This is a genomic window from Rhizobium anhuiense bv. trifolii (assembly GCF_024346605.1).
In the GTDB taxonomy this organism is placed as follows: domain Bacteria; phylum Pseudomonadota; class Alphaproteobacteria; order Rhizobiales; family Rhizobiaceae; genus Rhizobium; species Rhizobium anhuiense.
Genome location: NZ_CP098803.1, coordinates 3,600,746 through 3,620,243 on the forward strand (window position 1 = coordinate 3,600,746; position 19,498 = coordinate 3,620,243).

The window sequence follows — 19,498 nt, forward strand, 5'->3', positions numbered from 1 at the left end:
TCAAATCACACCCAATTCCCGCCCTGCCTCGGCAAAAGCCGCGATCGCCCGCTCCACATCCGCCTGCGAATGCGCCGCCGACATCTGCGTGCGAATGCGGGCCTGGCCTTTCGGCACCACGGGGAAGGAGAAGCCGATCACATAGATCCCCTTCTTCAGCATCAGGCCCGCCATGTCCTGGGCGAGCTTGGCGTCACCCAGCATGACGGGGATGATCGGATGGCCTTCGCCGGCAAGCGTGAAACCGAGCTTGGTCATCTCTGTGCGGAAGAGATCGGCATTGTCGGAAAGACGCTTGCGCAAGATATCGCCGTTTTCGATGAGATCGAACACCTTGAGCGAGGCCGCGGCGATGACAGGCGCCAGCGTGTTCGAGAACAGATAGGGCCGCGAGCGCTGCCGCAGCCATTCGACGACTTCAGCCTTGGCCGAAGTGTAACCGCCCGAGGCGCCGCCGAGCGCTTTGCCGAGCGTGCCGGTGCTGATGTCGATCCGGCCCTCGACACCGCAATGTTCGGCCGAACCGCGGCCGTTCTTGCCGACGAAGCCGACGGCGTGGCTGTCATCGACCATGACCATCGCGCCGTATTTCTCGGCGAGATCACAGACACCGCCGAGATTGGCGATGATGCCATCCATCGAGAAGACGCCGTCGGTGGCGACCAGCTTGAAGCGGCTGCCTTCGGCCTTTTTCAATTCCTCTTCGAGTGCTGCCATGTCGTTGTTGGCGTAGCGGAAACGCTTGGCCTTCGAAAGCCTGACGCCGTCGATGATCGAGGCGTGGTTCAGCGCGTCCGAGATGATCGCGTCCTCTTCGGACAGCAGCGTTTCGAACAGGCCGCCATTGGCATCGAAGCAGGAGGAATAGAGGATCGTGTCTTCCATGCCGAGGAAGGTGGAGATGCGCGCCTCGAGTTGCTTATGCTCCTCCTGCGTGCCGCAGATGAAGCGCACCGAAGCCATGCCATAACCGTAGCGGTCGAGCGCCTGCTTGCCGGCCTCGGCCAGTTCCTCGTTGTCGGCAAGGCCGAGATAGTTGTTGGCGCAGAAATTCAGCACCCGCTCGCCGGTGGAAATGCCGATCTCGCCCGCCTGCTTGGAAGTGATGACCCGCTCGGATTTATAGAGGCCGGCATCCTTCAGCACCGAAATCTCGTTGCGGAGATGGGAGAGAAATTGCGAGGTCATGGGGCGGCCCTTCGTGAAGATTTCCGTGCCAGCCGGGTTAGCATATCGCCGCCGGCTTGTCTTCTTCAGCGCTGGACCGAGATCAGCCGTGAGCCGTTCAGCCCTTGTCGTGCGAGAGAATGATCTCGAGAAAGGCATCGCCGTAGCGTTCGAGCTTCGCCTGCCCGACGCCCGATATGGCGAGCAATTCCTTGCGGCTGCGCGGCTTCTCCGTGGCGAAGGCGATGAGTGTCGTATCGGGAAAGACGACATAGGGCGGCACGCCGAGCGATTTCGCGATCGCCATGCGCTCGGCCCGCAGCGCTTCGAAGAGAGCGCCATCGGCGCCCGACAAGCCGGATTTGCGCTCGCCGCGCTCCGCCTTCTTCGTACGCCGCTCCGAGGCCGGGCGGTCCTTGCGAAAGAACACCTGCCGCTCGTGCTTGAAGACGGCCCGTGCCTCCGGCTCCAGCTTCAGCGCGCCGAAAGCTTCGTGATCGACGCGGATCAGACCCATGGCGAGCAGCTGACGGAACACGGATTGCCAGACACGCGCCGGAATATCCTTGCCGGCACCGAAGACCGGCATCTCGGCGTGACCGAAACGCTCGGTCTTTTCGTTGACGTTGCCGAGGAGCACGTCGACGACATGGCCGGCGCCGAAACGCTCGCCGGTGCGATAGATGGCGGCCAGCGCCTTGATCGCCGCCTCTGTGCCCTCCCAGGTTTCGACCGGCTTCAGGCAGGTGTCGCAATTGCCGCAATGGCCGGCATGCGCTTCGCCGAAATGAGCAAGGATCGCCTGGCGCCGGCAGGAAGCCGTCTCGCAGATGGCCAGCAATGCGTTGAGTTTGGCGCGTTCGACCCGCTTGATCTCGGCGGCGGCACTGCCCTCGTCGATCATCCGGCCGCGCTGGATGACGTCGGCCATGCCATAGGCCATCCAGACGTCCGACGGCAGGCCGTCGCGCCCGGCGCGCCCGGTCTCCTGATAATAGGCTTCCACCGAGCCCGGCAGGTCGAGATGGGCGACATACCGCACATTCGGCTTATCGATGCCCATGCCGAAGGCGACGGTGGCGACCAGGCAAAGATTCTCTTCTTTCAGGAAGGCATCCTGATTGGCGTCGCGAACCGCCCTGTCCATGCCGGCATGATAGGCGAGCGCGCGGATGCCCTGCCCGTTCAGCCAGTCGGCCGTATCCTCGACCTTGGCGCGCGACAGGCAATAGACGATGCCGCTGTCGCCCTTATGGCCGGAGAGGAACCGCAAGAGCTGCTGGCGCGGCTGGTCACGCTCGACGATCTCGTAGGCAATGTTCGGCCGGTCGAAACTGGTGGTGAAGATCTCCGCGGCATCGAGCCCCAACCGCTCGATGATGTCGTCGCGCGTATGCGGATCGGCCGTCGCCGTCAGCGCCACGCGCGGCACGCCGGGATATTGTTCGCCGAGCCGGCCGAGGGCACGATATTCCGGCCGGAAATCATGGCCCCATTGCGAGACGCAGTGGGCCTCGTCGATGGCAAAGAGCGCGATCTTCTCGTTGGCGATCAGCTCGCGGAACCCGTCGGTCAGAATGCGCTCGGGCGTCACGTAGAGAAGGTCGAGCTGGCCTGCCGAGAGCGCGCGACGAACCTCGACGAATTCCTCGCGCGACAGCGACGAATTGAGCGCTGCGGCACGGATGCCGAGCTGCTTCATCGCCTCCACCTGATCGCGCATCAGCGCAATCAGCGGCGAAACGACGACGCCGACGCCATCGCGGCAAAGCGCCGGGATCTGAAAACACAGCGATTTGCCGGCACCTGTGGGAAAGAGCACGACGGCGTCGCCGCCGGAAACCACATGTTCGACCACCTGCTGCTGCTTGCCGCGGAAGGAGGAATAGCCATAGACCTGCTTGAGGATAGCGAGTGGCGAGCGGCCGGAAGAAAACAGCGCGCCGGAAGCGGAAAAGCCCGGTTCATTGCGTTCGGTCAGCGACATCAGTGGTTCGCCGCCCCTTTGACGCGGCCGGAAAGCACCCCGAAGCCATCGATGATCGCCTCCTGGTTCTCAAGGCGCACCCCTTCGAAATGCACTTCCTGCTGCGCGCGCATCAGTTGAACGATCGCCTCGCCGTCGCCGGCTTCGGTCGCCAGCGCGATCTCTCGCTCGAGTTCGATCTTCTGCCGGCGCAGCGCCTTCGCCCGCTTGTGGAAGGCCAGCGCCTGGCGATAGCCTTCGCGCGCATCCTCCATCGCCGCCTCCTCGGTCGCCGTCCAGAGCCGGGCATTGCGCACCTGCTGATCGAGGCTCTTGATGAGCGGACCGAAACCCTCGAATTCCAGCCGTTCGGTCAGATATTCGCGTGTCAGATGCGGGCCGGCGACGGCAGCGGCAGCCCCGAGCATCGCCGACCAGAGCCGCTGCAGCTCGCGGCTGTCATAGTCGATCGCGGCGATTTCGTCATAATCGTCGATCATCAGCGAAGGATGATTGATGACGGTCAGCGCCAACACGCTTTCGCGCAACGCCGTATTGTCCCGGTGGCCGCGCACGGGGCCCGAGCGGGCGAGCCGGTCGGAAATGATGCTGGGGCTTTTCGGCCCCGCCTTGCCGGCATTGTCGCGGCCCGGGCGGTAATTGCCATTGCCCGCGAAGCCGCCGCGGCGCTCGCCATTGTTGCGGTTCTGGAACTGCGGCTGGAAGAAGGCGTTCAGCCGGTCGCGAATATCCTGCTGGTAGTGGCGGCGCACATTCTCGTCGGCGATGACGGCGACGAGCTGTTTCAGCCGCGCCTCGAGTTCGGCGCGCGCCTCAGGCGTATCGAACTTGCCGGTATTGATCTCCCGGCTCCACAGCATCTCGGAAAGCGGCTTTGCCTGGCTCATCACCTTGTCGAAGGGCGCGCGGCCCTCGTCACGCACCAGATCGTCCGGGTCCTTGCCGTCGGGCAGAAGCGCGAAGCGGACGGAACGGCCGGGCTTCAGATGCGGCAGCGCCAGTTCGGCGGCGCGATTGGCGGCGCGGATACCGGCCCCGTCGCCATCGAAGCAGAGTACCGGTTGCGGCACCATCTTCCAGAGCAGTTCGAGCTGGTTTTCGGTAAGCGCCGTGCCGAGCGGCGCAACGGCATTCTCGACGCCGGCCTGATAGAGCGCGATCACGTCCATATAGCCTTCGACGGCGATGATGGTGCCCGTCGCATTGTCATCCTGAGGGTCGCCGCGGCCCGGTCCCTGGATCGCGCGCCGCGCACGGGCGAAATTATAAAGAACATTGCCCTTGTGGAAGAGCTCCGTCTCGTTCGAGTTCAGATATTTCGCCGGCGCATCCGCAGACATGGCGCGGCCGCCGAAAGCGATGACCTTCTCTCGCGACGAAAGGATCGGGAACATGATGCGGTCGCGGAAGCGATCGTAGGAAACCGCCACGTTTTCATGGACGACCAGGCCACAGGCCTCGATCTGCTCCTTGAGCACACCCTTGCCGGCAAGAAATTCCTTCAGCGCATTGCGGCTGTCGGGCGCATAGCCGAGACGGAAGGTCTCGATGGTGCGTCCCGTCAGCCCGCGGTCGCGCAGATAGGCGCGTGCCCTCGCCCCATTCGCCGTCTGTAGCTGGTCCTGGAAAAATTGCGTCGCCATTTCCATGACGTCGATCAGCGAGCCGCGCTCCTTCTCACGCTTCTCCATGACAGGATCGGCCAGCGGCATCGGCATGCCGGCCATATCGGCGATCTGCTGCACCGCCTCGGGAAAACTCAGGCCCTCGAGTTCGGTCAGGAAGCGGAAATGGTCGCCGGTGACCCCACAACCGAAGCAGTGATAGCGGCCCTTTCGGTCCTCGCAGTGGAAGCTCGGCGATTTCTCGCCGTGGAACGGGCAGCAGGCCCAATAATCGCCGCGCGATACGTTGGTCTTGCGCTTGTCCCAGCTGACGCGGCGCGCAATCACGTTCGAAATCGGAACGCGGTCGCGGATCTCATCGAGAAAGGTGTTGGAAAAGCGCATCTATACCTCTTGGCCAAGCTCCATATAAGCTGCTTTGCCGCTCCATGCCACGAAACTTGTCATGAAAACCCGCTATTCACAGGCAAGTGCACCGGTTGCTTGCGATGTCGGTTTTCCAATCAACAACACGTTATCGCCCCTGCGACAGGGGTGCGACATTATTGTCCTCGCAGATCGGGAACGGCACCGTCGTGAGTGCTCCACAAAGAGCCAAAGCCTGCCGAATTCCCATATTAAATCCTTTAAAAACAGTGACATATCAATTCCGACGCTCGGACACCCCCGTCTTACAGCCTACTGCCCGACCTCCGCTTTGATGCCCCCCAAACCGCCGTTTTCGCCAATCATTATTTTTTTGTAATTTGAATAAGCAGCCAGCCCGCAATAGGTTCGATCTCAACAAAGCGATCCCCGAGCGAAGCACCATCCCTACCCCCGGCGCCGCTTCGCAAGGGTGCCTTTGCAAATACCCTCCGGCTTGGGCCTCGGCCCTGCGTTGCCGGCGGAAGCAAAGAGCAAGAAGGCAGGAGCGCCCCCAGCTCCTGCCTTCTTAAATTTCTGGCTCCCTCTGCGACAACTCTCCCTTTGAAATTAACCGCTTATTGACAAAACCGTTGACAGGCGGCGCTGGCATGAAAGATGTATGCGCCGAACTCCTGGACCTCTCCAATGGCTTTTACCGCGGAAAATCTTGCAGCAGACGATCGATTTTTCGCTGCGATCCTGCAGTGCGCCGATCAGATGCTCGCCATCTATCGCGAGAGCCCGCGCATCGCCTCGATCTTCGCCGCGCAGCAGCGCTGGCTGATGGCCCATGCCGGTTTCGCCCTTCACTACGGTCATCCCGACGGCGGCAAGAGCGGCCTCTATTCCGGCCGCTTCATCGATTTCGCGGTCAAGAACGATATCGCCAGCCGCAACACGGCCGCAGCCTTCATGCAGGAAATGCTGGCCTATCGCTTCCTGCGACCGGTTCCCGGCCCCGACAAGCGCACACGCTACCTGGAGCCGACCGAAATCGCCGAGCAGCATTTCACCCGTTGGCTCGTCACCCATATGATGATCCTCGATAGCCTCGACGGCGGTGAGCGCGCCGACAAGATCACTGCCGATCCCTCGGCGATGATGGCAGCGATCCAGCCGCTGATCGCCAAGGCGATCATCGGGAGTGAAGCGGTGCGCAATCCAGGCCCGACCTTCAACCTCTTCAACTGGGCAAATTCCGGCGGACTGGTGATGGACTACCTGATCTCGCGCCTTCCGGAATTTCCCCGGACGGCCGACCGCGTCGTTCTCGGCCCTCTATCGCTCAGGGAACTGCGCGAACAGTTCATGATCTCCAACACCCATCTCAAGCGGCTACTGACGCAGGCGGCGACCATGGAAAGCGTCGGCTGGACAGAACTCTCCCGCAAGGGCGACTTCTGGCTGTCGGGCCACTTCATCCGCGAATATTGGAATTATCAGGCGGCGAAATTCGCCATCGTCGATGCCGCCGCCGAAGCGGTGCTCGGGCCTGCGGTCCGTGACGAACCGCAGGCAAGACGCGTTATCTGAAACTTATCCGTTCAACAGTTCCTTGACGGTCGCCGAGGCCTTGGCGAAATCCATCTGGCCGGCATAACGCTCCTTCAGCGCTGCCATCACCTTGCCCATATCCTTGGCGCCTGCGGCACCCGTCTCGGCGATGATCGCCGAGACGTTGGCGCGCACTTCACTGTCGGAAAGCTGCTTCGGCATGAAATCCTGGATGACGGTGATTTCGGCGCGCTCCTTGGCGGCAAGCTCCGGTCGGGAATTCTCCTCGTAGATCTTTGCCGATTCGTCGCGCTGCTTCACCATCTTGGCGAGAATCTGCAGGATCTCGTCGTCGCTCGCCTGCTCCTTGCCGGTGCCGCGATTGGCGATATCGCGGTCCTTGACCGCGGCCTGAATCAGCCGGACGGTGGAAAGCCGCTCCGCATTCTTGGCCTTCATCGCCTCTTTCAGCTGGGTGGCGAGTTGATCGCGCAGCATGGTCTTCACTCCTGTTTTGATGCCGCTTCATAAACCACGCTGATGCGGCGGATCAAATAAATTGCGCGGTCGTTGCGACAAAGCGCAGGAAAACAGCGGCAATCTCGGCTACAAAGATTGACGCTAAGCGATTGCGTGGCTATTTACCGCCACCTGCACCAAAATTCGTGATCAGGCCTGAAGCGCGCGGCATTGCCGTGTCCACACGCCTGCGAGATCAAATGGCGACGAGCGCGGCAACGCGCCCACCTGCCGGAAACGGGATGAAGATGACCGCGACAGCACCCTGGACAATCGAAAAGCCGACCGCCCTGCTCGTTCTTGCCGACGGCACGGTCATCGAAGGCAAGGGCATCGGCGCCACCGGCAAAGTGCCGGCCGAAGTGGTCTTCAACACGGCGCTGACCGGCTATGAGGAGATCCTGACGGACCCCTCCTATCTCGGCCAGATCGTCACCTTCACCTTCCCGCATATCGGCAATATCGGCACCAACGAGGAAGACATCGAGGATCTGACGCCGGCCGCCCGGCACGGCGCCGTCGGCGTCATCTTCAAGGCCGACATCACCGACCCTTCGAACTACCGCGCCGCCAAGCACCTCGACCAATGGCTGAAGGCACGCGGCGTCATCGGCCTCTGCGGCATCGACACGCGCGCGCTGACAGCCTGGATCCGCGAGAACGGCGCCCCGAACGCGGTGATCGCCCACGATCCGAACGGCGTCTTCGACATCGAGACGCTGAAGGCCGAAGCCAAAGCCTGGAGCGGCCTCGAAGGTCTCGACCTTGCCAAGATCGCCTCGTCGGGCCAGTCCTCGCAGTGGACCGAAACGCCGTGGGTCTGGAACGAAGGTTACGGTGAACTCAAGGCTACGGACGCCAAATTCCACGTCGTCTGCCTCGATTACGGCGTCAAGCGCAACATCCTGCGCCTGTTTGCCGGCCTCGACTGCAAGGTGACCGTCATGCCGGCCACAACGAGCGCCGAAGACGTCCTCGCCATGCAGCCGGACGGCATCTTCCTGTCGAACGGCCCGGGCGATCCGGCGGCAACCGGCGAATATGCCGTGCCTGTCATCAAGACGCTGATCAAGACCGACATCCCGGTTTTCGGCATCTGCCTCGGCCACCAGATGCTGGGTCTCGCACTCGGCGCAAAGACCGAGAAGATGCATCAGGGCCATCACGGCGCCAACCACCCCGTCAAGGACCATACGACGGGCAAGGTCGAGATCGTCTCGATGAACCATGGCTTCGCGGTCGACTCGAAGTCGCTGCCTGATGGCGTTGAAGAGACTCACATTTCGCTTTTTGACGGCACCAATTGCGGCCTGCGCGTGCTCGGCAAGCAGGTCTTTTCCGTCCAGCATCATCCGGAAGCCTCTCCCGGCCCGCAGGACAGCCACTATCTCTTCCGCCGCTTCATCAACATGGTGCGCGAAAAGAAGGGCGAACCGGCACTCGCCGAACGCTGATTTCAAGCCACAGCGATTTCCGATGAAGGCTCGCCCAGGCGGGCCTTTTTCTTTATCCGCCCCTTGACCTCAGCTTAAGTTGAGGAATTACAGATCTGCCTGCAAACATCTGATGCAGGAGAAAACTGGATGAGCGGAGCTTTCTACAGGATAGACAAGTTCGTCGTGCCGGCAGCGGCGCGAGAAGAATTTCTCGTCAAAGTGATGATGACCCACAAGCTGTTGGAGGCGCAGGACGGTTTCATCGATCACAGGGTACTGGAACAGGTCGCCGGCCCAGGCGAATTCAATTTCGTCACGATCGCCGAATGGGAAAATACGGAGGTCGTCGAGCGCGCGCGGGCGGCCGTTGCAGCGGCCCATAGGGCCGCCCATTTCGATCCGCAGGAAATGTTTGCACGTCTCGGCATTCGCGCCGATATCGCCAGTTACAAGCCCGTCGCGGCCTGACGGCAGAGGCGGACGGCTCAGGCGTGGGCCAGTTCCGCCTCCCGGCGAAGGAGAAGGTAGAAGCGCGCACAGAGCATGACGGCGGCGGCTGCCAGCCCGACGAGGAAGCCGAACCAGATGCCGATACCGCCGAAACCCAGCGGGAAGGCAAAGGCCCAGGCCAGGAAGAAGCCGATCGGCCAGTAAGCGATCAACGCCATGATCATCGGTACGCGCGCGTCCTTGAGACCGCGCAGCAATCCATTGGCGATCACCTGCAGCCCGTCGACGAGCTGGAAAAGCCCGGCAACGACGATCAGCGGCCCGGCATAGGCAAGCACCTCCGGCGCTTCGGGCGAGTTGACGTCGAGGAACCAGCTGCCGAGGAATTGCGGCATGGTCGCAAAGAGTACCGAGCCCACCGCCGAAATGGCGCAGGCGAGGATGAGCACCATGATCGAAGCCCGCACCAGCCCCTGATGGTCGCCCTGCCCGTGCGCGACGCCGACGCGCACCGTCGCCGCCTGGCTGAGGCCGAGCGGGATCATGAATGCGATCGACGCCCATTGCAGGGCAATGCCGTGAGCCGCAAGCTCGATGGTGCCGATATAACCCATCAGCAGCGAGGCCACCGTGAACAGGCTGACTTCGGCAAGGATGGTGACGCTGATCGGGAAACCAAGCCGGATGACCTCCAGCAGCGCATGCCAGTCGGGTTTCCAGAACCGCACGAAGATCTCGTAGCGCCGGGTCTCTTCCCGCCGCTGCACGAAAGCCAGGATGAAGAGGAAGCCTGCCGTCTGCACGACGACCGAAACGATCGCCGCGCCCTCGAGCCCCATTGCCGGAAAGCCGAAATGGCCGAGCACGAGCATATAGGCGAAGATCGCATTCATCACCAGCGTGGCGATGGTGACGTTGAGGATGATGCCCGCCTTGCCGATGGCGCTGACCAGCGCCCGCATGACGTTGAAGAGCAGCGCCGGCAGCACGCCGAACTGGCCGATCATGATGTAGCCGTGGGCGAGTTTGGCCACCTCGGGCTTCTGCTGTGCGAAGAGAAGGACCTGCTCCGAATTGAAGAAGGCCGGCTGCATGATCACCCAGTACCCGATCACCACCCACAGACCCATGCGCAGCGACCGGCGCACCGAGACAACGTCGCCGCGGCCGTAGGCCTGCGCCACCATCGGAATGACGGCGATGGCAAAGCCCGAGCCGAAGATCAGGATCGTGAACAGGAACTGCGCCGCAAGCACCATCGCCGCCAGATGCTCGGCGCCGAGCCGGCCGACGATCATCACGTCGGTGGTGTTGATGCCGAGCTGGGCAAGCTGCGCGCCGATCAGCGGAATGCCGAGCGCCAGCGTTGCACGGAAATGTGCGCCCCAACGATTATCGGTTGTCGGCGCAAGCCTGCGCGCGTCGATCGGCGTGTCCATGACACCAGTCCTGTGATTGAAATATGCGTCGCCGCAGGTTGCGGCGAAATAACATCCGGACTTAGAGCAAAGCCCCGCAAAGAACTACCCCAGATGAGGCAGATGATGAAAAATTCATCATCGCATCAGCGTTTCTGATCGATCAACCTGCCGCTTCCAGTGCCTCGGCCGGTTCACGGACCCGAACCCGCATGAGGAACACGCCGGCGGCCACCAGGATGAACAGGGCAGCGGTCAGATAGGGTGCCCCGGCGAAGGTGACCGGCGCCTCGGGCCGCGTGAAATAACCGAACATCTGCGTGAAGATCAGTGGCCCAAGGATGGTGGTGATGCTGCTGAGGCTGGTCAGCGCGCCTTGCAACTCGCCTTGCGCCGAGGGCGGCACCTTGCCGGCGGCGATGCTGCGCAGCGGCGGATCGGCGACGTTTTCCATGACGGTCGCAACGATGATGACATAGACGACCCAGCCCTCCCAGGCGAAGGCATAGCCGGTGAGCCCGACGGCCGAGAAGCAGAGGCCGAGAAGAGCGGTCTTCCACTCGCCGAGTACCGGCACGATCCGCGGCAGAACCAGCCCCATGACGATCACCGCGCCGATGCCATAAATGCCGAGCGACAGGCCGATCTGTCCCTCGCTCCAGCCGTAACGATAGGTCGAGACGAACGACCAGACCGAGGGATAGACGGCATGCGCCAGGAAAAACAGGAACATGACGAGGCTGACCCAGCCGATGCCGGGATAATGGCGCATCTGGCGCAACGCGCCGAGCGGATTGGCGCGTTTCCATTCGAACCGGCGGCGGTTCTTCGCCGCCAGCGTTTCCGGCAGCAGGAAGCAGGCGGCGATGAAATTGATGAGCGATAGCGCGGCCGCGCCGAGGAACGGCACACGCGGGCCGAATTCGCCGAGGAAGCCGCCGACGACGGGGCCGATGGTGAAGCCGACGCCGAACGCAATGCCGATCAGCCCGAAATTCTTCGCCCGGTTCTCCTCGGTGCTGATATCGGCGATATAGGCCGAGCAGGTGGCGAAGCTGCCGCCGCTGATGCCGGCAAGCACGCGGCCGACGAACAGCATCCAGAAACTGGTGGCGATGCCGCAGATGAAATTGTCGATCGCAAAGGTCAGCACCGAAAGCAAAAGAATCGGACGACGGCCGAAACGGTCGGACAGGTTTCCGAGCAGCGGCGCGAACAGGAATTGCATACCGGCATAGACGAGCATCAGCCAGCCGCCGTCGATCGCCGCATCGCTGACGCTGCCGCCGGTCAACTGCTCCAGATAGGCGGGCAGCACCGGCATGATGATGGCGATGCCGATAATGTCGAGGAAGAGGATGATGAAGACCAGGAAAAGGCCGCGGCGAACGAATTTGGGGTCCAGCATGAGGCATCTCTACAGCGGTTGGTTCTGAAAAGACGATCTCATCGCCGAGAAAGTGACATAGCTCAGAAAAGAAACCGAAACAATCCGTGAACATTTCAAAGTTTTTGATAATGCTAGGCGGGAAGTTCATGAGATGCCTCAACCGGAGGGCGCGCGCTGCCGTTCCAGCTTCAGGAGATCGAGAGCCGCCCAGCCGATCGCCGGGCGACACGTTCCCTTGCAATCGCTGCGACGGCTTCCAGATCACCAGAGAACACCGGTAAAAAGACTGGTCATTGTGCATTTCGCCGCACAGCCCGTCCTGTGCCGCCCGATTATCGCCCGCATGCGAAAGCGGTAGAACGGCATCGAGGACACCCCGGCGCGGATACCCGATTGCGCCGCGTGGCGCAAACTGATGGAGAAGACAAATGCAGACTTATCGTTTGGGAAAGACCGGACCCGATGTCTCGGCCATCGGTCTCGGCTGCATGGGCATGTCGGGCATGTACGGTCCCTCGGATCGCGCAGAAAGCATCGCGACGATCCATGCCGCGCTCGATGCCGGCATCAACCTGCTCGACACCGGCGATTTCTACGGCATGGGCCACAATGAAATGCTGATCGGCGAGGCATTGAAAGGCCGTAGGCGCGAGAGCGCCGTCATCAGCGTCAAGTTCGGCGGCCTGCGCGATCCCGTCGGCGGCTGGAACGGCATCGATGCCCGCCCGGTCGCGGTGAAGAACTTCCTCAGCTACACGCTGCAGCGCCTCGGTGTCGACTATATCGACATCTACCGCCCGGCCCGCCTCGATCCGAACGTGCCGATCGAGGACACGGTCGGCGCCATCGCCGACATGGTCAAGGCAGGTTACGTCAGGCATATCGGCCTGTCGGAGGTCGGTGCCGATACGATCCGCCGCGCCGCCACTGTTGCCCCGATCATCGACCTGCAGATCGAATATTCGCTGATCTCGCGCGGCATCGAGGAGAAGATCCTGCCGACGACACGCGAACTCGGCATCTCGATCACCGCCTACGGCGTGCTCTCGCGCGGCCTGATCAGCGGCCACTGGCAGAAGGGCCAGGGTGCGACGGCCGGCGATTTCCGTGCCTACAGCCCGCGCTTCCAGGAAGGCAATATCGAACAAAACCTCGCTCTGGTGGAGAAGCTGCGCGAGATCGCCGAGGCAAAGAGCGTCTCGGTCGCCCAGATCGCCATCGCCTGGGTCGCCGCCAAGGGCAAGGATATCGTCCCGATCATCGGCGCCCGCCGCCGCGACCGGCTGAGCGAGGCGCTCGGCTCACGCGCGGTCGACCTGTCACCAGACGATTTCGCCGCCATCGAACGCGCCGTGCCGAAGGATGCGGCTGCAGGTGGGCGTTATCCCGAACATATGCTGCAGGATATGGACAGCGAGAAGTAAGCAAAAGGATTGAAACGGCTGCGTGGGCGCGTGCTACGCGCCTCTACCTCTCACCCTCTCAGATCGGCCCGGAAAACGTATCGCAGGCCGACAGCTGGCCGCTGTCGAAACCGCGCTTGAACCATTTGACGCGCTGCGCCGAGGTGCCGTGGTTGAAGCTTTCCGGGACGACGTAGCCCTGCGACCGTTTCTGCAGCGTGTCGTCGCCGATCTGCTGGGCAGCGTTCAGCGCTTCCTCCAGGTCGCCGGACTCCAAGAGGCCCTTCTGCTGGGTATATTTGCCCCAGATGCCGGCAAAGCAATCGGCCTGCAACTCGACGCGCACCGACATCTTGTTGGCTTCCTCCTCGCTCATGCGCTGGCGGGCCTGATTGAATTTCGGCAGGATGCCGAGCAGGTTCTGCACATGATGGCCCACCTCGTGGGCAACGACATAGGCCTCGGCAAAATCGCCCGACGCGCCGAACCGGTCGGAAAGCTCCTGGAAGAATTCGGTGTCGAGATAGACCTTGTGATCGCCAGGGCAGTAGAACGGCCCGGTAGCCGATGATGCGGAGCCGCAGGCCGATGCGGTCGAACCCGAGAACAGCACGAGGCGCGGCTCCTCGTAATTCTGGCCCTGCGCCTGGAAGATGCCCTGCCAGGTATCCTCGGTCTCGGCAAGAACGGTGCGCATGAAAGCGGTCATCTCGTCATTGGCAGGCGTGCGCGTTCCGCCCGACTGGCTCTGCTCGTAGCCGGGGCCGGTCGTCACGCCGCCGGTGTCGAGCACCTGCAACAGGTCGATGCCCATCATCTTGAAGATGAAATAGATGACGACGAGGAAGATGATCGTGCCGATACTGAGGCCGCCGCCGGCGCGGCGAACGCCACCGCCGGACGGAAAATTGAAGCCGCCCCCGCGGCCGAAACCTCCGCCGCCCGGATCACCGCGGCGATCCTCGACATTGTCGGACTGACGCCGGCCTCTCCATTCCATCTTCGCTCTCCCCGGCAATGCCCCGTGCTTGCACTCAAGGAATCTATATATCCGTCAGCGGCCGGATTTCCAGCGGCTTCATCGAGCCATCAGGCGCCCGCGCCGGCGACGCAGCGCGATTGCAGCCAGGATCGAGCCGATCACCGCCGCGGCAAGGGCCGCCGGCCATTGCCCGCCGGTGAAGACGACCGCATGCATGATCCGGCCGGGCAGGAAGGTAAACAGGCCGGCAAGAACGATGCCGCCGAAATAAAGACCGGCGACGATGCGCCTGTGAACACGGATATCGCCGCGACGAGCCGCCGCGATCGCATTCCAGCTGCCGAACAATGTTGCGATGGACAGAAGATGGATCGGGCTGAACCCGTAGAAAAGATCGAGCTCATGAATGAAGAAGCTCGATATCGCCGTCACGACCATCAGCGCCATCCAGATCCTACCGAACAGCCGGTGGCGCGGCGTGCCTTTGGGGCGCAGCAGGATATAGGCGCCGAGAAGTGCTGCCGGCGTAACGGCGGCGACATGGATCTGGACGGCAAGCGGGGCGTCGAGGAGCGGTTCGAGGGTCATGGGCGGCATCCGGTTGAATTCGATCCGTCTTTCCGCCAAGACTGCATCTGCCTCAATCCGAACCGCGCGAACGGCAGGAAAACTTCGTGATTCACCCCTTCTTGCAATCCACGCTTCGCGAATTGCAGGTCTTTCTCCATTCCCGGCGCTTCTGGGGAACCTTTGCCGCGATCGTCCTGCTCTTTGCCGTCACCGGCCCCTACGGCACGATGGAAAGCATGGCCTTCGGCGAACGCCTCGCCTACTGGCTGACCCTGCATGCCCTTGCCTGGGCGATCGCCATTCTCTGCGCGGTCATCGCCGAAAGACTGTTGCGGGAGGTGGTCGCTTCGATGTTTGCCCGCATGATGGCCGGTTCGCTCATAGCCGCCCTGCCGATCGGTTTTGCCATCGGCCTCGTCGACTACGCCTTCACCGGTGAAGCGACGACGCTGGAAAGCGGCCTCTACCGCGCGCTCTTCGCCATCCCTCTCTGCGCTCTTTTCTGCCTTCTGACTTACATGGCGATGAGCCAGAAAATCGCCGAAGCCGCAGTTCCTGAGGAAACCAGCCCCCGCCTCTCGATCCTCGATCGGCTGAAGCCTGACAATCGTGGCCCTCTGCTGCGCCTTTCCGTCCAGGATCACTATACCGAGGTGGTGACCAGCCGCGGGCGCGAACTGCTGCTCCTGCGTTTCGCCGACGCGCTGAAGGAAACCGCCGCGACGCCTGGTCTTCGTGTCCATCGCTCGCATTGGGTGGCCGACGCCCATATCGAAAGCCTGAAACGCGACAATGGCAGGCTGCTGATCCTCACCCGTGACGGCACGCAAATCCCGGTCAGCCGCAGTTATGCCGAGGACGTGCGCCGCCGCTTCACCTAAAGAAGACGCACGGCGCCGCAGGCCCTTGGCGGGACTCCCGCTTTCGCTCGTCCCGAAGCAAGGCTAGGGATTCCGGCTGCTCGTCGGGCCGGACGCTAAATAGCCGTTCGCGCCGTGTTGGATTCCTGTCGATTCCGCGATTTATGGGGTTCCGTTTGCAAATACATTTGCCTATAAGCCGCTTCTAGCCTGAAAAGACCCTCAATGCGCGACCCGACCCGGTGATCTCCCACCCTGGCCGGCTTTTTGCGCAGCTAGAAATGGATATCGCCCATGCCGAAGCGCCAAGACATCAAATCGATCCTCATCATCGGCGCGGGACCGATCGTCATTGGCCAGGCTTGCGAGTTCGACTATTCCGGCACCCAGGCCTGCAAGGCGCTGAAGGAGGAAGGCTACCGCGTCATCCTCGTCAACTCCAACCCGGCGACGATCATGACCGATCCGGGCCTTGCCGACGCCACCTATGTCGAACCGATTACCCCCGAGGTCGTCGCCAAGATCATTGCCAAGGAGCGCCCGGATGCGCTGCTGCCGACCATGGGCGGCCAGACGGCGCTGAACACCGCGCTTTCGCTGAAGCGCATGGGCGTGCTCGATCGCTACAATGTCGAGATGATCGGCGCCAAGCCCGCCGCTATCGACATGGCCGAAGACCGCGCGCTGTTTCGCGAGGCGATGGCCCGTATCGGCCTGGAAACGCCGCGTTCGATGCTGGCCAACGCCACCGACATCAAGGACCTCGACCGCAAGACGCACGAGGCCGAGCGCAACAAGCTGCGCGAAAGCCTGTCCGGATCCGAGCTCGACAAGGCGCTGGACGAACTGGAAAACCAGTGGAACCTCGGCGAGAGCGACCGCAAGCAGCGTTACATGAGCCATGCCATGGCGATCGCCGCCCAGGCCATCGATCATGTCGGCCTGCCCGCCATCATCCGCCCCTCCTTCACGCTCGGCGGCACCGGCGGCGGCATCGCCTACAACCGCTCGGAATTCTTCGAGATCGTCGGCGGCGGCCTCGACGCCTCGCCGACCACCGAAGTGCTGGTCGAGGAATCGGTGCTTGGCTGGAAGGAATATGAAATGGAGGTCGTCCGCGACAAGGCGGACAACTGCATCATCATCTGCTCGATCGAAAACATCGATCCGATGGGCGTCCATACCGGCGATTCGATCACCGTCGCGCCGGCGCTGACGCTGACCGACAAGGAATACCAGATCATGCGCAACGCCTCGATTGCGGTGCTGCGCGAGATCGGCGTCGAAACCGGCGGCTCGAACGTCCAGTTCGCCGTCAATCCGAAGGACGGCCGTCTCGTCGTCATCGAAATGAACCCGCGCGTCTCGCGCTCGTCGGCGCTCGCCTCCAAGGCCACCGGCTTCCCGATCGCCAAGATCGCCGCCAAGCTCGCGATCGGTTATACGCTTGACGAACTGGAAAACGACATCACCGGCGGCGCAACGCCTGCCTCCTTCGAACCGTCGATCGACTACGTCGTCACCAAGATCCCGCGTTTCGCCTTCGAGAAATTCCCCGGCGCTTCGCCGGTGCTGACCACGGCGATGAAGTCGGTCGGCGAAGTCATGGCGATCGGCCGCACCTTCGCCGAATCGTTGCAGAAGGCGCTGCGCGGTCTCGAAACCGGCCTGACCGGCCTCGACGAAATCGAGATTCCTGATTTCGAGGAAGGTGAATCCAGTCAGAACGCCATCCGCGCCGCCATCGGCACGCCGACGCCGGACCGCCTGCGCATGGTTGCCCAGGCGCTGCGCCAGGGCCTCAGCATCGAAGAGGTGCATGAAGGCTGCAAGATCGACCCGTGGTTCCTCGCTGAGCTCAAGAACATCGTCGACATGGAAGCCCGCATCCGCGAGCACGGCCTGCCGGAGGATGCCACCAACCTGCGCATGCTGAAGGCCATGGGCTTCTCCGACGCCCGCCTGGCGACGCTGACCGGCAAACGCCCGAAGGAAGTCGCCGAACTGCGCAACGGCCTGAACGTCCGGCCGGTCTTCAAGCGCATCGATACCTGTGCCGCCGAATTCGCTTCGCCGACTGCCTATATGTATTCGACCTACGAGACGCCCTTCGCCGGCGCCGCCCGCTCGGAGGCCGAAGTCTCCGACCGCAAGAAGGTCGTCATTCTCGGCGGTGGCCCGAACCGCATCGGCCAGGGCATCGAGTTCGACTATTGCTGCTGCCATGCCGCCTTCGCGCTGAAGGATGCCGGTTATGAAGCGATCATGATCAACTGCAATCCCGAAACCGTCTCGACCGACTACGACACGTCGGACCGCCTCTATTTCGAGCCGCTGACCGCCGAAGATGTGATCGAGATCCTGCGCGCCGAGCAGGAAAAGGGCGAAGTCGTCGGCGTCATCGTCCAGTTCGGCGGCCAGACGCCGCTGAAGCTTGCCGAGGCGCTGGAAAAGAACGGCATTCCGATCCTCGGCACCGCGCCTGACATGATCGACCTTGCCGAAGACCGCGACCGCTTCCAGAAGCTCCTGATGAAGCTCGATCTCAACCAGCCGAACAACGGCATCGCCTATTCGGTCGAGCAGGCCCGCCTGGTCGCCGCCGAAATCGGCTTCCCGCTGGTCGTGCGCCCGTCCTACGTGCTCGGCGGCCGCGCCATGCAGATCCTGCATTCTGAGGGCCAGTTGCAGAGCTACTTGCTCGACACGGTTCCGGAACTGGTGCCTGAAGATATCAAGCAGCGCTATCCCAACGACAAGACCGGCCAGATCAACACCCTGCTCGGCAAGAACCCGCTGCTCTTCGACAGCTATCTCTCTCATGCGATCGAAGTCGACGTCGACTGCCTCTCCGACGGCACCGACGTCTATGTCGCCGGTATTATGGAGCATATCGAGGAAGCCGGCATCCATTCCGGCGACAGCGCCTGCTCGCTGCCGCCGCGCTCGCTGCCCGTCGAACTGATCGACGAGCTGGAGCGCCAAGCCAAGGCGATGGCCAAGGCGCTCAATGTCGGCGGCCTGATGAACGTCCAGTTCGCCATCAAGGACGGCATCGTCTACGTTCTCGAGGTCAATCCGCGCGCCTCGCGTACCGTGCCCTTCGTCGCCAAGACCATCGGCGCGCCGATCGCCAAGATCGCCGCCCGCGTCATGGCCGGCGAGAAACTCGACGCGACCTTCGCCGCCTACGGCGAAAAGCCCGATCCGCGCAAGCTGAAGCACATCGCCGTCAAGGAAGCCGTCTTCCCCTTCGCTCGTTTCCCCGGCGTCGACACCCTGCTCGGCCCGGAAATGCGCTCGACCGGCGAAGTCATCGGCCTCGACACCGATTTCGCCCTTGCCTTCGCCAAGTCGCAGCTCGGCGCCGGCGTAGAGCTGCCGCGTGACGGGACGGTCTTCGTCTCAGTGCGCGACGAGGACAAGCCGCGCGTGCTGCCGGCGATCCGCATCCTTGTCGAGCAGGGCTTCAAGGTGCTGGCGACCGGCGGCACCGCCCGCTTCCTCGGCGAAAACGGCATCACCGCCACCAAGATCAACAAGGTGCTGGAAGGCCGTCCGCACATCGAGGACGCAATCCGCAACCGGCAGGTCCAGCTTGTCATCAACACCACCGACGGCAACAAGGCGATCTCGGACTCCAAGTCGCTGCGCCGTGCAACGCTGATGCAGAAGGTGCCCTATTATACGACGATGGCAGGTGCCGAGGCCGCCGCTCAGGCGATCAAGGCGCTGAAGGCCGGCAATCTCGAAGTGCGGCCGCTGCAGAGCTACTTCGCCTGAGATAGG

The 19,498-nt window shown here is 62.6% G+C and carries 14 protein-coding genes; 6 read left to right on the plus strand and 8 right to left on the minus strand.

From position 1 onward, the window contains the following. From NE851_RS26535 to dnaG, 3 genes are all read right to left on the minus strand, one after another. Positions 1 to 1,188, minus strand: coding sequence for a glycine C-acetyltransferase (locus tag NE851_RS26535; RefSeq protein WP_254958851.1), 1,188 nt, complete (start codon positions 1,186 to 1,188; stop codon positions 1 to 3). A gap of 97 nt (positions 1,189 to 1,285) precedes the next feature. After that, positions 1,286 to 3,154, minus strand: coding sequence for a DNA helicase RecQ (recQ, locus tag NE851_RS26540; RefSeq protein ID WP_254958853.1), 1,869 nt, complete (start codon positions 3,152 to 3,154; stop codon positions 1,286 to 1,288). Next, positions 3,154 to 5,163 carry a DNA primase gene (gene dnaG / locus NE851_RS26545; RefSeq protein WP_254958855.1) on the minus strand — a complete coding sequence of 670 codons (2,010 nt, stop codon included), beginning with the start codon at positions 5,161 to 5,163 and terminating at the stop codon, positions 3,154 to 3,156. The genes recQ and dnaG overlap by 1 nt, the downstream gene beginning before the upstream one ends. 669 nt (positions 5,164 to 5,832) lie before the next feature. On the opposite strand from dnaG, the gene NE851_RS26550 reads away from it, so the two are divergent. Next, a complete protein-coding gene (locus NE851_RS26550) occupies positions 5,833 to 6,720 on the plus strand; it encodes a hypothetical protein (protein WP_063474556.1) in 888 nt (295 codons plus the stop codon). Between the two features lie 3 nt (positions 6,721 to 6,723). Here NE851_RS26550 and NE851_RS26555 read toward each other — a convergent pair whose 3' ends face one another. Beyond that, a complete protein-coding gene (locus NE851_RS26555) occupies positions 6,724 to 7,179 on the minus strand; it encodes a GatB/YqeY domain-containing protein (protein WP_028758328.1) in 456 nt (151 codons plus the stop codon). A gap of 269 nt (positions 7,180 to 7,448) precedes the next feature. Here NE851_RS26555 and carA point away from each other — a divergent pair, with 269 nt between their 5' ends. Beyond that, a complete protein-coding gene (gene carA, locus NE851_RS26560; RefSeq protein ID WP_097542371.1) occupies positions 7,449 to 8,654 on the plus strand; it encodes a glutamine-hydrolyzing carbamoyl-phosphate synthase small subunit in 1,206 nt (401 codons plus the stop codon). A 129-nt stretch (positions 8,655 to 8,783) separates the two neighbouring features. Beyond that, on the plus strand, positions 8,784 to 9,104 hold the full coding sequence (locus NE851_RS26565; protein ID WP_047611094.1) for an antibiotic biosynthesis monooxygenase family protein: 321 nt from the start codon (positions 8,784 to 8,786) through the stop codon (positions 9,102 to 9,104). A gap of 17 nt (positions 9,105 to 9,121) precedes the next feature. Here NE851_RS26565 and NE851_RS26570 read toward each other — a convergent pair whose 3' ends face one another. Together NE851_RS26570 and NE851_RS26575 are read right to left on the minus strand one after the other, a co-directional pair. Beyond that, a complete protein-coding gene (locus NE851_RS26570) occupies positions 9,122 to 10,525 on the minus strand; it encodes an MATE family efflux transporter (RefSeq protein ID WP_047611097.1) in 1,404 nt (467 codons plus the stop codon). 142 nt (positions 10,526 to 10,667) lie between these two features. Further along, complete coding sequence (locus NE851_RS26575) at positions 10,668 to 11,912, minus strand: TCR/Tet family MFS transporter (RefSeq protein WP_063474554.1); 1,245 nt, start codon at positions 11,910 to 11,912, stop codon at positions 10,668 to 10,670. Positions 11,913 to 12,322: 410 nt separating this feature from the next. On the opposite strand from NE851_RS26575, the gene NE851_RS26580 reads away from it, so the two are divergent. After that, the gene (locus tag NE851_RS26580; RefSeq protein ID WP_127430196.1) at positions 12,323 to 13,318 is read left to right on the plus strand and encodes an aldo/keto reductase; all 996 of its coding nucleotides are present in this window, start codon (positions 12,323 to 12,325) and stop codon (positions 13,316 to 13,318) included. Positions 13,319 to 13,376: 58 nt separating this feature from the next. Here NE851_RS26580 and ypfJ read toward each other — a convergent pair whose 3' ends face one another. Both ypfJ and NE851_RS26590 read right to left on the minus strand, forming a co-directional pair. Continuing rightward, a complete protein-coding gene (gene ypfJ / locus NE851_RS26585; protein WP_028759077.1) occupies positions 13,377 to 14,297 on the minus strand; it encodes a KPN_02809 family neutral zinc metallopeptidase in 921 nt (306 codons plus the stop codon). A gap of 78 nt (positions 14,298 to 14,375) precedes the next feature. Then, complete coding sequence (locus tag NE851_RS26590; RefSeq protein WP_127430195.1) at positions 14,376 to 14,906, minus strand: DUF2306 domain-containing protein; 531 nt, start codon at positions 14,904 to 14,906, stop codon at positions 14,376 to 14,378. Positions 14,907 to 14,953: 47 nt separating this feature from the next. Between NE851_RS26590 and NE851_RS26595 the strand changes: the two genes are divergently transcribed. Continuing rightward, positions 14,954 to 15,730: a LytTR family DNA-binding domain-containing protein gene (locus NE851_RS26595; protein WP_254958867.1), complete on the plus strand. Its 777-nt coding sequence runs from the start codon at positions 14,954 to 14,956 to the stop codon at positions 15,728 to 15,730. 273 nt (positions 15,731 to 16,003) lie between these two features. Further along, positions 16,004 to 19,492 carry a carbamoyl-phosphate synthase large subunit gene (carB, locus tag NE851_RS26600; RefSeq protein ID WP_047614239.1) on the plus strand — a complete coding sequence of 1,163 codons (3,489 nt, stop codon included), beginning with the start codon at positions 16,004 to 16,006 and terminating at the stop codon, positions 19,490 to 19,492. The last annotated feature ends 6 nt before the right edge of the window (positions 19,493 to 19,498 follow it).